Source organism: Jannaschia helgolandensis (genome assembly GCF_900109285.1).
Taxonomy (GTDB): Bacteria; Pseudomonadota; Alphaproteobacteria; order Rhodobacterales; family Rhodobacteraceae; genus Jannaschia; species Jannaschia helgolandensis.
Genome location: NZ_FNZQ01000001.1, coordinates 845,171 through 861,224, shown reverse-complemented (window position 1 = coordinate 861,224; position 16,054 = coordinate 845,171). Strand labels below are relative to the sequence as shown.

Sequence of the window (16,054 nt, the reverse complement as noted above, 5' to 3'; positions counted from 1 at the left end):
CCCCGGTTTCGCAAGTCAGACAAGATAAAAGTCAGGCAAGATAGACGCGGAACCAGGCGATCGTCTTTTCCCACGCGGCTTCGGCAGCCTCCGCATCGTAGCGGGGCGTGGTGTCGTTGTGGAAACCGTGGTTCACATCGGGCCAGATTTCCGCCTGATAGACCTTGTCGTTCTCCTCCAGCGCCTTCTGCATCGCGGGCCAGCCTGCATTGATACGGTTATCGAGCGCAGCGTAGTGGAACAGCAGCGGCGTTTCGATCCTGGGCACATCTTCCACCGCGGCCTGCCTGCCGTAGAACGGCACGCCCGCCGACAACTCGGGATAGGCGACCGCAAGTGCGTTCACCACGCCGCCACCGTAACAGAAGCCGGTCGCCCCGACCTTGCCGTTGATGCCGTCCAGCGCGGCCAGGTATTCGTAGCCCGCGAAAAAGTCGTTCATCAGTTTTTCGCCGTCGACGCCACGCTGCAATTCGCGCCCTTCGTCGTCGTTGCCGGGGTAGCCGCCGACGCTGCTCAGCCCGTCGGGGGCCAGGGCGATGAATCCGGCCTTGGCGACCCGGCGCGCAACATCGCGGATATAGGGATTCAGGCCCCTGTTTTCGTGGACGACCAATACGGCGGCAGGCGGGGTTTCGGTTGTCGCGGGTCGCACGAGGTAGCCGTTGACGCCGCCGTGACCGTTCGGACTGTCGTAAGTGATGTCTTTGCCCGAGATGTCCGGGTCATCCTCGGCCACTTGCTGCGCCAGTGCATAGTTCGGCGACAGTGTCGTCAGGATGGCCGCGGCGGTCAGTCCGCCGACGGCCCATTTTCCGGCGCGGTCCAGAAACTCGCGCTTGGTGATCTTGCCATGGGCGTAGAAGTCATAGAGGTCCAGCAAGTCCTGATCGAAGTCCTTGGCCGTCATGCGTGTCATGATCGTCTCTCCGTATTGGCATCTGCGTTATATCACGTGGCGGCATGATAGCGTGTCCCGGCGATCGTGTAACGGAACGAAATCGCGGTCCGGAACGTTCGCACAGATGATACGAACAACCTTTGCCGCACTGGCCTTCGCCCTGATCCTGACCCCCGCCGCCACAACCGCCCAGCAAGTCGGCGAGGTTGGCGTCGATTGGGTCGGGAACGACATTATAATCGAAGCCATTCCGGACCCGAAGGTCCAAGGCGTGACCTGCCACATCGCCTATTTCGACCGCTCGCTGATCGACCGCCTGTCGAATGGCAACTGGTTCGAGGACCCGTCGAATGCCTCGATCGCCTGTCGCCAGACCGGGCCGATCAGCGTCGGCGACATCGACCTGTCGGAAGACGGCGAGGACGTGTTTCGCGAAAGCCGGTCGATCATCCTGAAATCGCTGCGCATCAAGCGCATCTTCGACGAGGCGAACCAGACCCTGATCTATCTGGCGCACGCGCAGGAACTGACGGAAGGATCGGCGAAGATGTCGATCTCGACCGTGCCGCTTTATGGTGCGACGCTGACGGCTGACGAATAAACGCCTGCGCATTTCGGACCGAAAGCCAGGATCGCCACAGATCGTCGCCCCCCCCCCTGAAGCCGCCCAGATCACGGCGCGTATCGGGCCATGATCCGTTGCGGCCAAGGGTCTTCAAATTTACGTAGCGCCCTGTTGCCCTGATCGTTTTTCGTGCCATGTCCATGACCAGAAAACGGGATGCGCAACTGACCGCATCGCCGCCCCGGTCGCAGACATGCGGACCCAAGAAACGACGAGCAGGATACGGTTTGCCTTTTCCCAATTCGACGACCCCGCCCCGGCGCATTGCCGTCATCGGCGGCGGCATCAGCGGACTGGCTGCCGCGCATGCGCTGGCCCCGAACCACGCCGTCACCCTGATCGAAGCCGCGCCCCGTCTGGGCGGTCATGCCCGCACCGTTCTGGCGGGCAGGCGCGGGGACCAGCCGGTGGATACCGGTTTCATCGTCTACAACAAGGTGAACTATCCCAACCTTGTCCGGCTGTTCGAGGATCTGGATGTGCCGATTGCCGACAGCGATATGTCTTTTGCCGCTTCGCTGGAGGGCGGACGCATCGAATATTCGCTTCAGTCGCCCGATACGGTCTTCGCCCAGCGCCGCAACCTGCTGTCGCCGCGCTTCGTGCGGATGGTACGCGACATCTTCCGGTTCAACGCCCGCGCCGCCGAGGCCGCCATCGACCCGACTTTGCCGTTGCGTGATTTTCTGGACCGGCTCGGTATGGGGCAGACCTTCCGGGACTGGTATCTGGGGCCGATTTCCGGCGCGATCTGGTCGACGCCCAGCCGGAACGTGATGGACTTTCCGGCGCAGGCGATGATCCAGTTCTTTCAGAACCACAACCTTCTGAGCCACACGGGCCAGCACAAATGGTATACGGTTCAGGGCGGGTCGATTGAATACGTCCGCCGGTTGCAGGCGCATCTTCAACGGCAACACGTGACTTTGCGGATGGGTGCGCCGGTGCAGGGCATCCGCCGCATACCGGGCGGAGCCGAGGTGCGGACAAATGGCGGCGAATGGGAGGTGTTCGACGATGTGATCCTTGCGACGCATTCCGATGACAGCCTTGCCCTTCTGTCCGATGCCACACCCGGTGAGATCGCCATGTTGTCGCGCATCCGGTATCACGATAACGACGCGGTCCTGCATGCCGATGCGTCCGTCATGCCGAAACGCCGGAAGGTCTGGGCCTCGTGGAATTATGCCGAGCAGGCCACGCGCCCCGACCGCATCGGCCTAACCTACTGGATGAACCGCCTGCAGCCCATTCCACAGGACGATCCGATGTTTTCCACCCTGAATTCCCAGCAGGAAATTCGCGAGGAACTGATCTACGACCGCACCACTTTCCGCCATCCGATCTATGATCTGGCGATGATGAAAGCGGTCGAAGGTATCCGCGCCCGCAATGGCACCGACCACACGTGGTTTTGCGGTGCATGGATGAAGAACGGCTTCCACGAGGACGGTTTCGCAAGCGCGCTTGACGTCGTGGAAGCCATGGGACGGCGGCAACGTCCGGCCATCGCGGCCGCGTGAGACGGGTTCTCGACCATATTCCAGGCACGACCTTTCACGGTCGCAATGCCGAGGGGGTCGAGAATCACTTCAGCTACGGTGTCGATTACATTCTGCTGGACCCGACCGACGATGGCCCCCTGCCCGGTCTGTTTTCGCGCAAGGGCAGCGCTTTCGCGCAGATCCGCGACCGCGATCACGGCGGTCCGCCGGGTCAGGGACGCGGTGTCGGGTGGGTGCGCGACGTGCTGGCCGATGCCCTGCCCGAACTGACGGTCGGGCGTATCCTGCTTCTGGCGCAACCCCGCGTTCTGGGACATGTCTTCAACCCGGTCAGTTTCTGGCTGATCGAGGGGGCGGAGGGCGAATTGCGGGCCGTTATCTCCGAAGTGACGAATACCTATGGCGACCGTCATTCGTATCTGTCGCACGCTGACGATCTGGCCCCGATCACGCCGGACATGAAGCTGTCGTCGGTCAAGGTGCTGCACGTCTCGCCGTTTCAGCCTGTCGCGGGTGGATACACGTTCAACTTCGACATCCAGCCGGAGCGGATTTCGATCCGCATCGATTACCGGCAGGGTAACGGGCGTCTTCTGGCAACGCTGACCGGCCCGCGCCAGCCGCTGACCAATCGCGCGTTGATCCGCGCGGCGCTGCGCCGGCCGTTCGGCACGCGGCGGGTTCTGGGACTGATCCACTGGCAGGCGCTGAAGCTGTGGTGGAAAGGCGGAACGTTCCGGGGCCGCCCGACGCCGCCTTCGCCTGAGGTTTCGCGGCCCGCATCCCGATCCGAAACGCATTCATGACGCCTGGTCGCGGGCTTGTCCGCTATGCCGGTTTTGCCGCAGTGCTGTCCGCGGCGGGGCTGCCGATTTATATTCACGCGCCCAAGTTCTACGTCGACACACAAGGCGTCACCCTGGCGCAACTGTCCATCGCTCTGTTCGCTCTGCGGCTGTTCGACGTGGTGCAGGACCCGCTATTGGGCTGTTTGTCCGAGCGGACGCGGGAGTTTCGCGGGTCGATGGTCGCGGGGGCAGGCGCAATCATGGCCACAGCGATGGCGATGCTGTTTGCAATTCCACCGATGCTGCCACCGATCTGGTGGTTCGCCCTGTCGCTGGCCTTGCTGTTCTCGGCGTTCTCGTTCCTGACGATCTGTTTCTATGCCCAGGGTGTCGCCCGCGCCGCACAAACCGACGGCAACCATGTGCGTCTGGCCGCCTGGCGTGAGACCGGCGCGTTGATCGGTGTCTGCATAGCTGCCGTATTGCCCACGGTGCTGACGGGCACGGGTGCGCCGTTCCTGTGGTATGCACTCGCATTTGCTGCCGCGACCGCGCTGGCCCTGCTGCTGATGGCCCCCGAATGGTCATCGCGCGGCACAGCGCCCAGGTCCACGGGCCTGCGAACCGTCCTGTCCGATGCTGTTGCGCGACGCCTGTTGCTGATCGCGCTGGTGAACGCGGCTCCGGTGGCGGTCACATCCACCCTGTTCCTGTTCTTCGTTGCCGACCGCCTTGGAGCGCCCGGACAGGAAGGCTGGCTTTTGCTGCTGTTCTTTCTGTCAGCGGCGGCCGCCGTCCCGGCGTGGGGCAAGGCGGCGGCGCGGTTCGGCGCGCGACATACCCTGATGGCCGCAATGACGCTTGCCATCGTGGCGTTTGCCTTCGCCCTGCCGCTGGGAACGGGCGACCTTTGGGCCTTCGCCGCTGTCTGCATCGCATCGGGCGCAGCCGTGGGTGCGGACCTGAGCCTTCTTCCGGCGCTGTTCGCGCGGCGAATGGCCGTGATCGCGCCATCCGCGGCGGACGGATTCGGATTGTGGTCCTTTGTGAACAAGGCGACCCTGGCCCTTGCCGCGATCGCATTGTTTCCTATTCTTAAAGCTTCGGGCTTCGTTTCGGGGGAACAGAACGGGGATCTCGCGCTTTGGTCTCTGACACTGCTTTATGCAGGCATACCGCTTGGATTGAAGACACTGGCGCTGACCCTGCTGGCCCGAACCGGGAAAGGTATTGACGTATGACCGCATTCATCTTGGGCATCGTGATCAGTCTACTGCTGATCTGGGCGATGCGCCATTTTACCGGGTTCACGTCGCAGAAGCCCGATGAATACGTTGGAAACCTGCCGACTTTTGATATGCATCGGCATCTGTCCGGAGAGCTTCTGTGCGAAGGGATGATCTTCGGTCCGACCGGACGCGTCACCTCGCGGTTTCGCGCCACGATGAAAATGCAGTGGGAAGGGCCACGCGGCACGATGGATGAACACTTCATCTACGATGACGGCAGCACGCAGGATCGGGAATGGCGCCTTACGCTGGAGGACAATGGCGCTATCCGCGCCGAAGCCGACGACGTGATCGGTACAGGTCGCGGCACTCTGGCGGGCAATACATTGGGTCTGCGATATCGCATCCGACTGCCTGAATCGAATGGCGGGCATGTGCTGGATGCCGTCGACTGGATGTATGTTCAGCCCGATGGCGTCATCCTGAACCGCAGTCAGTTCCGCAAGTTCGGGATCAAGGTGGCGGAGCTGTTCTGCACGATCCGCCCGATGGGTGCACAGCATGCGTGAGTGGAGCGGCAAACGGTACTGGCTGATCGGCGCATCCGAAGGTCTGGGCGCGGCACTGGCCGAGACGCTGTCACGGGCCGGAGCCGAAGTGATCCTGTCGGCCCGTTCGGAAGACAAACTGAAGACGCTTGCCGATCGGCTGCCCGGCAAATCGCGGGTGATTGTCTGCGACGTGTCCGACCGTACATCGGTCGAAGCGGCGGCGGCGGAGGCCGGACATATCGACGGGCTGGTCTTTCTGGCCGGGGTCTATTGGCCGCAGAAAGCGCAGGAATGGAACCCCGAGCAGGTTGAGGCGATGTGCGACGTAAACTTCACCGGTGCGGCCCGTGCGGTCGGCGCGGTGATCGGCGACATGGTCGCACGCGACGCCGGACATATCGTGCTGACCGGGTCTTTATCGGGGTTTCGCGGACTGCCCGGCGCCACCGGATACGGCGCGTCCAAGGCGGGGGTGATGTGGCTGGCCGAGGGGATGCATGCCGATCTGCGAAAGACCGGCGTGACGGTGCAGGTCGCCAATCCGGGCTTCATCAAGACGCGCCTGACCGAGAAGAACGATTTCGACATGCCTTTCCTGATGGAGCCGGAAGACGCCGCCCGCCAGATGTTCGAGCTGATGTGCACCGACGATTTCAAGAAGAGCTTCCCGACGGTCTTTTCGTGGTTGTTTCGCGGCGGGCAGTTTTTGCCCGACTGGCTCTGGTACGGATTGTTTGCGCGCAACCGCTGAGGCGGGGGCGAGGGGCCAGCCCCTCGCGCTCCCCGGAATATTTTTTCCAAGAGGAAGACACAGGTTCACGATCGGAAACCGGCATCGTCGTTTCAGGGGGACACGGTGTCGTGCATGGGCTTTCAGCTTTGGCGCGGCGCTTCTAGGGTTGGCCCCGAGGGAGGGCCGCGCCCATGTCCGACACCATTCGCTTTACGCTTGACGGTCAGCCGGTCGAGGCCGTTCCCGGTGATACCATCTGGGAGGTGGCGCATGGGCGGGGACTTGTGATCCCGCATCTGTGCCACAGGCCTGCACCCGGCTATCGACCTGATGGCAACTGCCGCGCCTGCATGGTCGAGATCGAGGGCGAGCGGGTCCTGGCGGCGTCCTGTATACGCGAACCGTCCGAGGGCATGGTGGTGGTGACCGACAGTGCGCGGGCCAGGGGAGCACGCAGGATGGTCGTCGAGATGCTGCTGGCCGATCAGCCGGAACGGGAAGTGGCGCACGACAGGTCCTCGCATCTGTGGGACGTGGCCGATGCGCAGGGCCTGCAGGAGAGCCGTCTGCCGACGATGGAAGTCGAGCGCATTCCCCTGCTCGACGACAGCCACGTCGCGATGCGCGTCAATCTGGACGCCTGTATCCAGTGTGGTTTGTGTGTGCGGGCCTGCCGCGAAGTGCAGGTGAACGACGTGATCGGCATGGCCGGGCGCGGGCACGACACCTGGCCGGTGTTCGATTTCGACGATCCGATGGGGGACAGCACCTGCGTGGCCTGCGGCGAATGCGTCCAGGCCTGTCCGACCGGCGCGCTGATGCCCGCGACGATGGTGGCGACGGATCAGGTCGGCGACAGTCGCGATTTCGACACGGAAACCAAGTCGATCTGTCCGTTCTGCGGTGTCGGCTGCCAGGTCTCGCTGAAGGCCAGGGCGGGCCGCATCGTCAAGGTCGACGGCATCAATGGCCCCGCCAATGAAGGGCGGCTCTGCGTCAAGGGACGGTTCGGCTTCGACTATATCCATCACGAACATCGGCTGACCAAACCGCTGATCCGCCGCGACGACGCGCCGGCCAAGGGTCTGAACGTCGATCCGGGCGATTTCGGCGCGGTATTCCGCGAGGCGACCTGGGAGGAGGCGCTGGACGTCGCAGCGAACGGTCTTAAGGGGCGCGGGCGCGAAGTCGCGGGCTTCGGCTCAGCCAAGTGTTCGAACGAGGAAGCCTATCTGTTCCAGAAGTTCATCCGCCAGGGCTTCGGCCATAACAACGTCGATCACTGCACCCGGCTGTGCCACGCGTCCTCCGTCGCCGCCCTGATAGAGAATGTCGGGTCGGGCGCCGTCACCGCCACCTTCAACGAGATTGAGAACGCCGACGTCGCCATCGTCATCGGCGCCAACCCGGTCGAGAACCACCCGGTTGCTGCGACCTATTTCAAGCAGTTCGCCAAGCGCGGTGGCAAGCTGATCGTGATGGACCCGCGGGGTGTGGGCCTGCGACGTCACGCATCGCACATGCTGCAATTCCGTCCGGGTGCGGATGTGGCGCTGCTCAATTCGATCATGCACGTCATCGCCGAAGAAGGATTGGTGGATCGCCAGTATATCGAGGCGATGACCGAGGGCTGGAACGCGGAGCGGGAGCATCTGAAAGGCTTCGCGCCCGAGAAGATGGCCGACCTGACCGGCATCGATGCAGACACGATCCGCGAGGTGGCGCGCATATTCGCGGGCGCCAAGTCGGCGATGATCTTCTGGGGCATGGGCATCAGCCAGCACATCCACGGGACCGATAATTCGCGTTGCCTGATTTCGCTGGCCCTGATGTGCGGCCAGATCGGGCGACCGGGCGCGGGGCTGCATCCGCTGCGCGGGCAGAACAACGTGCAGGGCGCGTCGGACGCGGGCCTGATTCCGATGTTCCTGCCGGACTACGCCAGCGTGTTGTCCGACGATGTGCGGGCAAAATATGCGGCGCTCTGGGGCGATGACGGCGGCTTTGGCGGCGAGATCCTTGCCGAAAAGGGTCTGACCGTCACCGAGATCCTCGATGCGGTCCACGCGGGCGATATCAGGGCGATGTATATTCTGGGCGAAAACCCGGCAATGTCCGACCCCGACGTGGCCCATGCGCGCGACGCGCTGGCGGCGCTGGATTGTCTTGTGGTGCAGGACATCTTCATGACCGAGACGGCAAATTATGCCGACGTCATCCTGCCCGCTGCGGCCTTTGCCGAAAAGACCGGCACCGTCACCAACACCAACCGGCAGGTCCAGATGGGGCGTCCCGCAGTCTCTCCACCGGGTTCGGCAAAGGAAGATTGGTGGATCACGACCGAGCTGGCGCGGCGCTGCGGGCTGGATTGGCACTATAGCCATCCGTCCGAGGTTTTCGCCGAGATGGGTCAGGTCATGGATTCGCTTTCGAACATCACATGGGACCGGCTGGAGACCGAAGGGGCCGTGACATATCCGTCGCTCTCGCCCACCGATCCCGGACAGGCGATCGTGTTTGGCGACGGCTTCCCGCGCCCCGAGGGTCGGGCGAAATTCACACCCGCGTCTGTCATTCCGCCCGACGAGGTGCCGGATGCGGATTACCCGATGATCCTGACGACAGGACGGCAACTGGAGCATTGGCACACCGGCTCGATGACGCGCCGGTCGAAGGTTCTGGACGCGGTGGAGCCGGAGGCGAATTGCTCGCTGCATCCGTCCACCCTGCGCAGACTGGGCATCGCGCCCGGTGGCCAGATCCGTCTGACGACCCGTCGCGGCACGGTTACCCTTCTGGCCCGCGCCGACCGGGCCATCGCCCCCGACATGGTCTTCCTGCCCTTCGCCTTCGTCGAAGCCGCTGCCAACCTTCTGACCAACCCGGCGCTTGATCCGTTCGGCAAGATCCCGGAGTTCAAGTTCTCGGCGGTGAAGGTCGAAGCGGTTGATGTGATAGCCGCCGAATGACCCCGTCAGTGCGTCAGAACGAGACCGCGAAAGAAAAGTTCACCACGCCATCCACGTCATCGCCATAAGGCAGAACGCTCAGGCGGTATTCGAGGTTGCGGATGCGGTAGGCCCCGGTGACCGCAGCGACCGGAAGGAACCCACCGACACTCGGGAAGTCGTATTTGGCTTCGAGAACTTCCGACAGCTCCTTGTAATAGGCCATTCCGACGCTCGCCCCGAGCCGCAGGTCGCCCGGTCCGATCCGGGCCACGCGGGTCGATACGCCAGCGACGACGATGGGCGAGACTTCGCGGTAGCTGTTGTAGAAGACGCCGCCTTCGACGTGGACTTCGGTGCCGCCGGTCCCATAGCTCCAGCGTCGCCCGTAGGTCAGGCCCGGATTGAAGTCATTGTATTCGTCGCTGCCGATGTGCTGCGACCCGACGAAGACGCCGATGTAGCGATCCTCCTCCGCCAGCACGGGTCCGGCAAGGAAACAGAACAAGGCAAGACCGGTCGGCAGGGCATTGCGGATCATGGCTGAACCTTTCGTGTCAACTGACGACGCGCGGGGACATTACTCCGCCGCGAGCCGGGTGATCAGCACCGTGACTTCTGGCCGTTTGCCGATCTCGTCCTGTGCGACCTTGCGGATGCCTTTGACGATCAGGTCTTCCAGCTTCTCGTCGTCGCCCGCCGTCCGGGTGTCGACACGGGCCAGTTTGCCGGCAAGATGTTCCTCCATCATTTCAGCCAGAGGAGCAGAGCCGCGGACCACTTCGGGCAGGCCACGAATGTCGACCCAGGTGTCTTCGAGAATCTGGTTGTCGTCATCGACCATTACGGCGACCACCACATGGCCGTTCAGCGCCATGCGGATCCGGTCCCGGACCACGCCATCGAACTGGCCCACAAGAGCCGAGCCATCCAGATAGACACGCCCGATTTCGACGTGATCGACGACTTTGGGTGCGTTGCCAGAAAGCTCCAGCATGGTGCCATTGGGGACGACGACTCCAACCCGTCCCAGGGCATCGGCAACCTTGGCATGCTCGCGCAGGTGACGGTGTTCCCCGTGCATCGGGATGACGATCTGCGGATCTGTGATCGCGTGGACCGTTTCCAGATCCGGGCGGTTGGCGTGACCCGAGACGTGATACAATCCGTCGTCGTCCGTCACCACGTCAACGCCCATTTCGGACAGATTGTTCATGATGTGGGCAACTTCTTTTTCGTTCCCCGGAATGGTCTTGGAACTGAACAGGAAGGTGTCGCCTTCCTTCAATTCCATCCCGAAGTACTTGCCACGCGACAGTTGCGCGGACGCGGCCCGGCGCTCGCCCTGCGACCCGGTTACGATCAGCATCAGGCTTTCGCGCGGCACGTTTGCCGCATCCTCGGGCGAAATCGTCTTGGGGAAATCCGTCAGGATGCCCTCTTCGCGCGCGGCTTCGGTCATGCGGCGCATGGCCCGGCCCATCAGGCAGATCGACCGACCGGCAGCTTCACCCGCGATGGCCAGCGATTGCAGACGGGCGACGTTGGACGCAAACGTCGTCGCGACGAACATGCCCTTGGCGGCGGCCACGAGGGGTTTCAGGTTCGGGGCCACCTCGGCCTCGGACCGGCCGGGATGCTTGGAAAACACGTTGGTGGAATCGCAGACCAGCGCGCGGATGCCGGGCTTCGCAGCCTCGGCCCAGAGCGCATCGTCGAACGGCTCCCCGACGACGGGGGTTCGGTCGATCTTGAAATCGCCGGTGTGGATGATGCGCCCGCCGGGTGTGTCGATGACCAGCGCGTTCGATTCCGGAATCGAGTGCGACACCGGCAGGAAGCCGACCTTGAACGGCCCGGCCTCGATCATCGCGGGGTAAGGCGCGGCGGTTTCGACGACAGAGGGGTCCTGTCCTTTTTCCTGCAATTTGCGGCGCGCAAGGTTCGCCGTGAACTTGCGGGCATGAACCGGTTTCTGAAGCTGTGGATACAGGTGGCCGATCCCGCCGACGTGATCTTCGTGACCGTGGGTGATAAACACCGCTTCCAGTTGGTCCAGACGCTCGGACAGCCAGCTTATGTCGGCCAGAATGATGTCCACGCCGGGGGTGCTGGCCATATCCGGGAAAGCGATTCCGATATCGACGAGGATCAGACGTTCTTTGCCCGGTTTCCCGTAGCCATAGACATAGGCGTTCATGCCGATTTCGCCTGCCCCGCCGAGGGGCAGGTAGATAAGACGGTCTCTGCCGCTCATGGATTTTCCTTGTTGTAGCTGTGGATGACGGTCAGGCCGTGCATCGTCAAATCGTCTTCGTAAGTGTCGAAGAGGTCTTCCGCTTGCTGAAATAAGGGCGCAAGCCCCCCGGTCGCGATGACTTTCATCGGGCGATCGCGCTCAGCCCTGATTCTTGCGGTAATTTCCTTGATGAGGCCGACATAGCCCCAGAAGACGCCCGATTGCATGCAGGCGACGGTGTTGGTGCCCACTACGCGCTGTGGCTGGGTAATGTCCACATGCGGCAGCGCGGCAGCGGCCATGTGCAGCGCCTCCAGCGACAGGTTAACGCCGGGCGCGATGACGCCACCGATATAGGCGCCGTCGGTATCGGCCACGTCGAAGGTGGTGGCGGTGCCGAAATCGACGATGATCAGGTCGCCGCCGTGGCGACCGAACCCCGCCACGGTATTGACCAGACGGTCCGGCCCGACCTGCGTTCCCGCATCGACGCGGACGCCAACGGGAAGTTTGGTTTCAGGTTTGCCGACGACGTAGGGGCGGGTGCTGAAGTAGCGGTCACACAGGACGCGCAGGTTAAAGACGACACGCGGCACGGTCGACGAAATGATGACATCGGTGATCGCCACGTCGATGTTGTTCAGGTTCATCAACGTGCGAAGCCACGTATAATATTCATCCGCCGTCCGCTGATGCTGCGTCGCACAACGCCAGTTTGCTACGAAGATGCTGCCGTCCCAGATGGCGAAGGCCGTGTTGGTGTTGCCGCAGTCGATTGTCAGAAGCATCTCAGCCCCCTCCGAAGAAAATGTCGCCCGCCGTGATCCGGCGCTGGCCATTCGGCGTCTTCAACACCAGATGGCCGTCGTCGTCCACGTCGGTGAAGGTGCCGGTGATCGTGTCACCCGGCAGTTTGACGGTGATCTGCTGGCCCTGGCGGGCGGCGTATTTCATCCATTCGGTGCGGATCGGCGCAAAGCCCCATGTGCTGAGCTGCGCCTCGCGCGCGGCGAAGGCCGGGGCCAGTGCGTCCAGCATCGTTTGCGGCTCGACCCGAAGGCCGGTTGCTGCCAGCAAGCAGACCGGCGGCACGGCGCCGGCTTCCAGTGTGGCCGGGTCCGGGGTTGCGATCAGGTTGATACCGATGCCCAGCACCAGAAGGCCGGGGGTGGGGTTTTCCAGCAAGATGCCCGCCAGCTTGCCATCGTTCAGCAGAACGTCGTTTGGCCACTTGAGCGACAGCCCCTCGACCCCGAAACCGCGCAAGACGTCGTGCAGGGCCAGCGAGGCGGTAAAGCTGCGCAGCCCCATGGACGCCGGGCCAACGCCGGGGCACCAAGCAAAAGAGGCGGCGAAATTGCCCTCGGGCATGGACCAGGCCCGGCCCCGGCGACCGCGCGCGGCGGTCTGACGATGCGCCATGACCCAGGTCGGTACGGTCGGCGCGCGGCGCGTGGCTTCGGCAGATGTGCTGTCGACATCCGCCAGAACGACGCGGTCAACCCCCGGGGGCCAGGGGCCTGACGTCACTTACCTGACCAGCGATTCGGCGGCGATGGCGGCCAGGGGTTCAAGCCCCAGAAGTTCGGGCAGAAGCGCCAGCATCAGAACGGCAGCGGCCACCAGCGCGACCATCTGGACCATCGGCACATCGGGGGCGAAGGGCTCGTCCGCCTCGCCGAAGTAGATGTAGAACACGATCCGCAGATAGTAGAATGCGCCGATCACCGATGCGACGACGCCCAGCACCGCCAGCCAGACCAGGTCCGCTTCGACTGCCGCCAGCAACACACCGTATTTGGCGAAAAACCCCAGCGTCGGCGGAATGCCGGCAAGGCTGAACATCAGGATCAGCAGGGCCAGCGACGCGCCGGGGCGCGTCTTGGACAACAACTGGAGCGAGGCGATATCGGTCACGTCGCGCCCATCCCGCTGCATCGACAGGATGAAGGCGAAGGTGCCGATATTCATCACCACATAGATCGCCATGTAGAGCAGCATGCCGCTGACACCTGCGGCGGTCCCGGCAGCCAGACCCATGAGCGCATAGCCCATATGGGCGATCGACGAATACGCCATCAGTCGTTTGATATCGCGCTGCCCGATCGCGGCGATGGCCCCCCAGAACATGGATAACACAGACAGAAGCGCGACGATCTGTTGCCAGTCGTTCAGCACACCACCGAAAGCGTCGAAGACGACGCGGGCAAACATGCCCATCGCGGCCATCTTGGGAGCGGTGGCGAAGAACGCGGTGACCGGCGTGGGAGAACCTTCGTAGACGTCAGGCGTCCACATGTGGAACGGGGCGGCCGAGACCTTGAACGCCATGCCAGAGATCATGAATACGAGGCCGAACAGCAGGCCCAACGGTGCTTCGCCCCGCGCGACTTCGATCACGCCTGCGAAGTCCAGCGTTCCGGCATAGCCGTAGGTCAGCGAAATGCCGTAGAGCAGCAGACCAGACGACAGAGCGCCAAGGACGAAATATTTGAGGCCCGCTTCGGTCGACTTCAGGTTGTCGCGCCGCATCGAGGCCACGACGTAGAGCGCCAAGGACTGAAGCTCCAGCCCCATGTAGATTGTCAGAAGGTTGCCCGACGAGACCATGACCATCATGCCGATCACCGCCAGGACGATCAGCAGCGGATATTCGAATTTGAGCATCTTGGTTCGGGCCATGTAATCCTGACCGATCACCAGAACGACCGCAGCCGACAAAAGGATCGTGACCTGCGCGAACCGGGCGAAAGCGTCCTTGACGATCATGCCGTTGAAGGCATGGGTGCTGCCCGACGACAGGGCGACCCAAAGAGCCACAACGGCCAGAACCGCAGCGGTCAGCCAGATCAGCGGACGGGCCAGCGCATCCTTGCCGGTATAGACCGCCACGATCAATGCGCCCATGGCATAGATGGCCAGGATGATCTCGGGCAGGATGGTGTTCAGATCAGCGCTCATGGCGACCTCTCAGTTGTCGGACACTGCGACATCGCGCGTCAGCACGAGATCGGTAGTGGCGACGTCATAATTCTCGACAAGATTGGCCACGGACGGCCCGATAATGTCGGTGATGAGGCTCGGATAAACCCCCAGAAGGATCGTGGCGAAGACCAAGGGTGCGAAGATCGCCTTCTCTCGTCCGGTCATGTCGCCGATGGTCCTCAGGCTTTCCTTGATCAGGTCGCCGAACACAACCCGACGATAAAGCCAGAGCGCATAGCCGGCTGACAGGATCACGCCGGTCGTGGCGACCACGGCAACCCCGATGTTGACCTGGAACACGCCAACCAGTGTCAGGAACTCTCCCACGAACCCTGACGTTCCGGGAAGGCCGACATTCGCCATCGTGAACAACATGAAGATCAGCGCGTAAACGGGCATCCGGTTCACCAGACCGCCATAGGCATCGATGTCGCGGGTGTGCATCCGGTCATAGATGACGCCGACTGACAGGAACAGCGCGCTCGAGATGAAACCATGGCTGATCATCTGGAAGATCGCGCCGTCGATGCCTTGTTGATTCGCGGCAAAGATGCCCATGGTGACGAACCCCATGTGCGCGACGGACGAATAGGCGATCAGCTTTTTCATGTCCTGCTGCATCATCGCGACCAGCGAGGTGTAGACAATGGCGATGGCCGACAACCAGAGCACCAATGGCCCCATCACGTCGGACCCCACCGGGAACATCGGCAAACTGAACCTAAGGAAGCCGTAGCCCCCCATCTTGAGCAGGATTGCCGCAAGCACGACCGATCCGGCCGTGGGGGCCTGAACGTGCGCATCCGGTAGCCATGTGTGGACCGGCCACATCGGAATCTTGACGGCGAAGGACGCGAAAAACGCCAGCCAGAGCATGGTCTGGAGGCCGCCGACGACATTGAAACCCAGCACCTTGATCGCAGAATAGCTGAACTGATGGTTCAGAAGCGTCGGGATATCGGTCGTGCCCGCATCGCGATACATCACGATCATCGCCACCAGCATTAGCACGGATCCCAGCAGCGTATAGAGGAAGAACTTGAACGACGCATAGATGCGGCTTGCCCCGCCCCAGATGCCGATAATCAGGAACATCGGGATCAGACCGGCCTCGAAGAACAGATAGAACAGGATCAGGTCCAGAGCACTGAACACGCCCAGCATCAGCGCCTCCAGCACCAGAAGCGCGACCATATAGTCTTTCACGCGGGTCTCGACGTTCCAGCAGGACGCGATCACCAAGGGCATCAGAAAAGTCGTCAGCATGATGAACAGCACGGAAATGCCATCGACGCCCATCTTGTATTGCAGGCCGAAGATCCAGGTCCGTTCTTCGACGAACTGGAAGTCGGTATTCGAGGCATCGAACCCGACCAGCACGAAAATCGACACGAGGAATGTGAACCCCGTCGCCCCCAGCGCCAGCCACTTGGCATTGCGTTGGGCCGCGGCATCGTCGCCCCGCAAAAACAGCGCCAGAATCGCGGCGGCGACCATGGGTGTGAAGGTGACGATCGAAAGCAGGTTGTCCATGTCTCAGTTCCCTGCTC

14 protein-coding genes are annotated in these 16,054 nt (G+C 62.7%); 7 read left to right on the top strand and 7 right to left on the bottom strand.

Going from position 1 to position 16,054, the window contains the following annotated elements; genetic code table 11:
* Positions 1-31: 31 nt before the first annotated feature.
* Complete coding sequence (yghX, locus tag BMY38_RS04145; RefSeq protein ID WP_092760007.1) at positions 32-919, bottom strand: YghX family hydrolase; 888 nt, start codon at positions 917-919, stop codon at positions 32-34.
* A 106-nt stretch (positions 920-1,025) separates the two neighbouring features.
* Between yghX and BMY38_RS04140 the strand changes: the two genes are divergently transcribed.
* The 7 genes from BMY38_RS04140 to fdhF all read left to right on the top strand — a co-directional run bounded on the left by BMY38_RS04140 (position 1,026) and on the right by fdhF (position 9,301).
* Positions 1,026-1,502: a CreA family protein gene (locus tag BMY38_RS04140; protein ID WP_175495758.1), complete on the top strand. Its 477-nt coding sequence runs from the start codon at positions 1,026-1,028 to the stop codon at positions 1,500-1,502.
* Positions 1,503-1,753: 251 nt separating this feature from the next.
* Positions 1,754-3,049 (top strand): NAD(P)/FAD-dependent oxidoreductase, encoded by a 1,296-nt coding sequence (locus BMY38_RS04135; protein WP_245737493.1) that lies wholly within the window; start codon positions 1,754-1,756, stop codon positions 3,047-3,049.
* Complete coding sequence (locus BMY38_RS04130) at positions 3,046-3,837, top strand: DUF1365 domain-containing protein (protein WP_092760005.1); 792 nt, start codon at positions 3,046-3,048, stop codon at positions 3,835-3,837. Before BMY38_RS04135 ends, BMY38_RS04130 begins: the two co-directional genes overlap by 4 nt.
* Positions 3,834-5,060 carry an MFS transporter gene (locus tag BMY38_RS04125; protein WP_092760003.1) on the top strand — a complete coding sequence of 409 codons (1,227 nt, stop codon included), beginning with the start codon at positions 3,834-3,836 and terminating at the stop codon, positions 5,058-5,060. Before BMY38_RS04130 ends, BMY38_RS04125 begins: the two co-directional genes overlap by 4 nt.
* Positions 5,057-5,617 (top strand): DUF3833 domain-containing protein, encoded by a 561-nt coding sequence (locus BMY38_RS04120; RefSeq protein ID WP_092760001.1) that lies wholly within the window; start codon positions 5,057-5,059, stop codon positions 5,615-5,617. Before BMY38_RS04125 ends, BMY38_RS04120 begins: the two co-directional genes overlap by 4 nt.
* Complete coding sequence (locus BMY38_RS04115; protein ID WP_092759999.1) at positions 5,610-6,350, top strand: SDR family NAD(P)-dependent oxidoreductase; 741 nt, start codon at positions 5,610-5,612, stop codon at positions 6,348-6,350. The genes BMY38_RS04120 and BMY38_RS04115 overlap by 8 nt, the downstream gene beginning before the upstream one ends.
* 173 nt (positions 6,351-6,523) lie before the next feature.
* Positions 6,524-9,301 carry a formate dehydrogenase subunit alpha gene (fdhF, locus tag BMY38_RS04110; protein WP_092759997.1) on the top strand — a complete coding sequence of 926 codons (2,778 nt, stop codon included), beginning with the start codon at positions 6,524-6,526 and terminating at the stop codon, positions 9,299-9,301.
* 13 nt (positions 9,302-9,314) lie between these two features.
* On the opposite strand, the gene BMY38_RS04105 is transcribed toward fdhF, so the two are convergent.
* The 6 genes from BMY38_RS04105 to BMY38_RS04080 are packed head-to-tail and all read right to left on the bottom strand — an operon-like array spanning position 9,315 to position 16,037.
* On the bottom strand, positions 9,315-9,821 hold the full coding sequence (locus BMY38_RS04105; RefSeq protein ID WP_092759995.1) for a hypothetical protein: 507 nt from the start codon (positions 9,819-9,821) through the stop codon (positions 9,315-9,317).
* Between the two features lie 39 nt (positions 9,822-9,860).
* A complete protein-coding gene (locus BMY38_RS04100) occupies positions 9,861-11,537 on the bottom strand; it encodes a ribonuclease J (RefSeq protein WP_092759993.1) in 1,677 nt (558 codons plus the stop codon).
* Positions 11,534-12,307 (bottom strand): type III pantothenate kinase, encoded by a 774-nt coding sequence (locus BMY38_RS04095; protein WP_092759991.1) that lies wholly within the window; start codon positions 12,305-12,307, stop codon positions 11,534-11,536. The genes BMY38_RS04100 and BMY38_RS04095 overlap by 4 nt, the downstream gene beginning before the upstream one ends.
* 1 nt (position 12,308) lies before the next feature.
* A complete protein-coding gene (locus BMY38_RS04090) occupies positions 12,309-13,049 on the bottom strand; it encodes a biotin--[acetyl-CoA-carboxylase] ligase (protein ID WP_092759989.1) in 741 nt (246 codons plus the stop codon).
* Positions 13,050-14,480 (bottom strand): NADH-quinone oxidoreductase subunit NuoN, encoded by a 1,431-nt coding sequence (gene nuoN / locus BMY38_RS04085; RefSeq protein WP_092759987.1) that lies wholly within the window; start codon positions 14,478-14,480, stop codon positions 13,050-13,052. It lies immediately after the preceding gene.
* Positions 14,481-14,489: 9 nt separating this feature from the next.
* A complete protein-coding gene (locus tag BMY38_RS04080; protein ID WP_092759985.1) occupies positions 14,490-16,037 on the bottom strand; it encodes an NADH-quinone oxidoreductase subunit M in 1,548 nt (515 codons plus the stop codon).
* Positions 16,038-16,054: the final 17 nt, after the last annotated feature.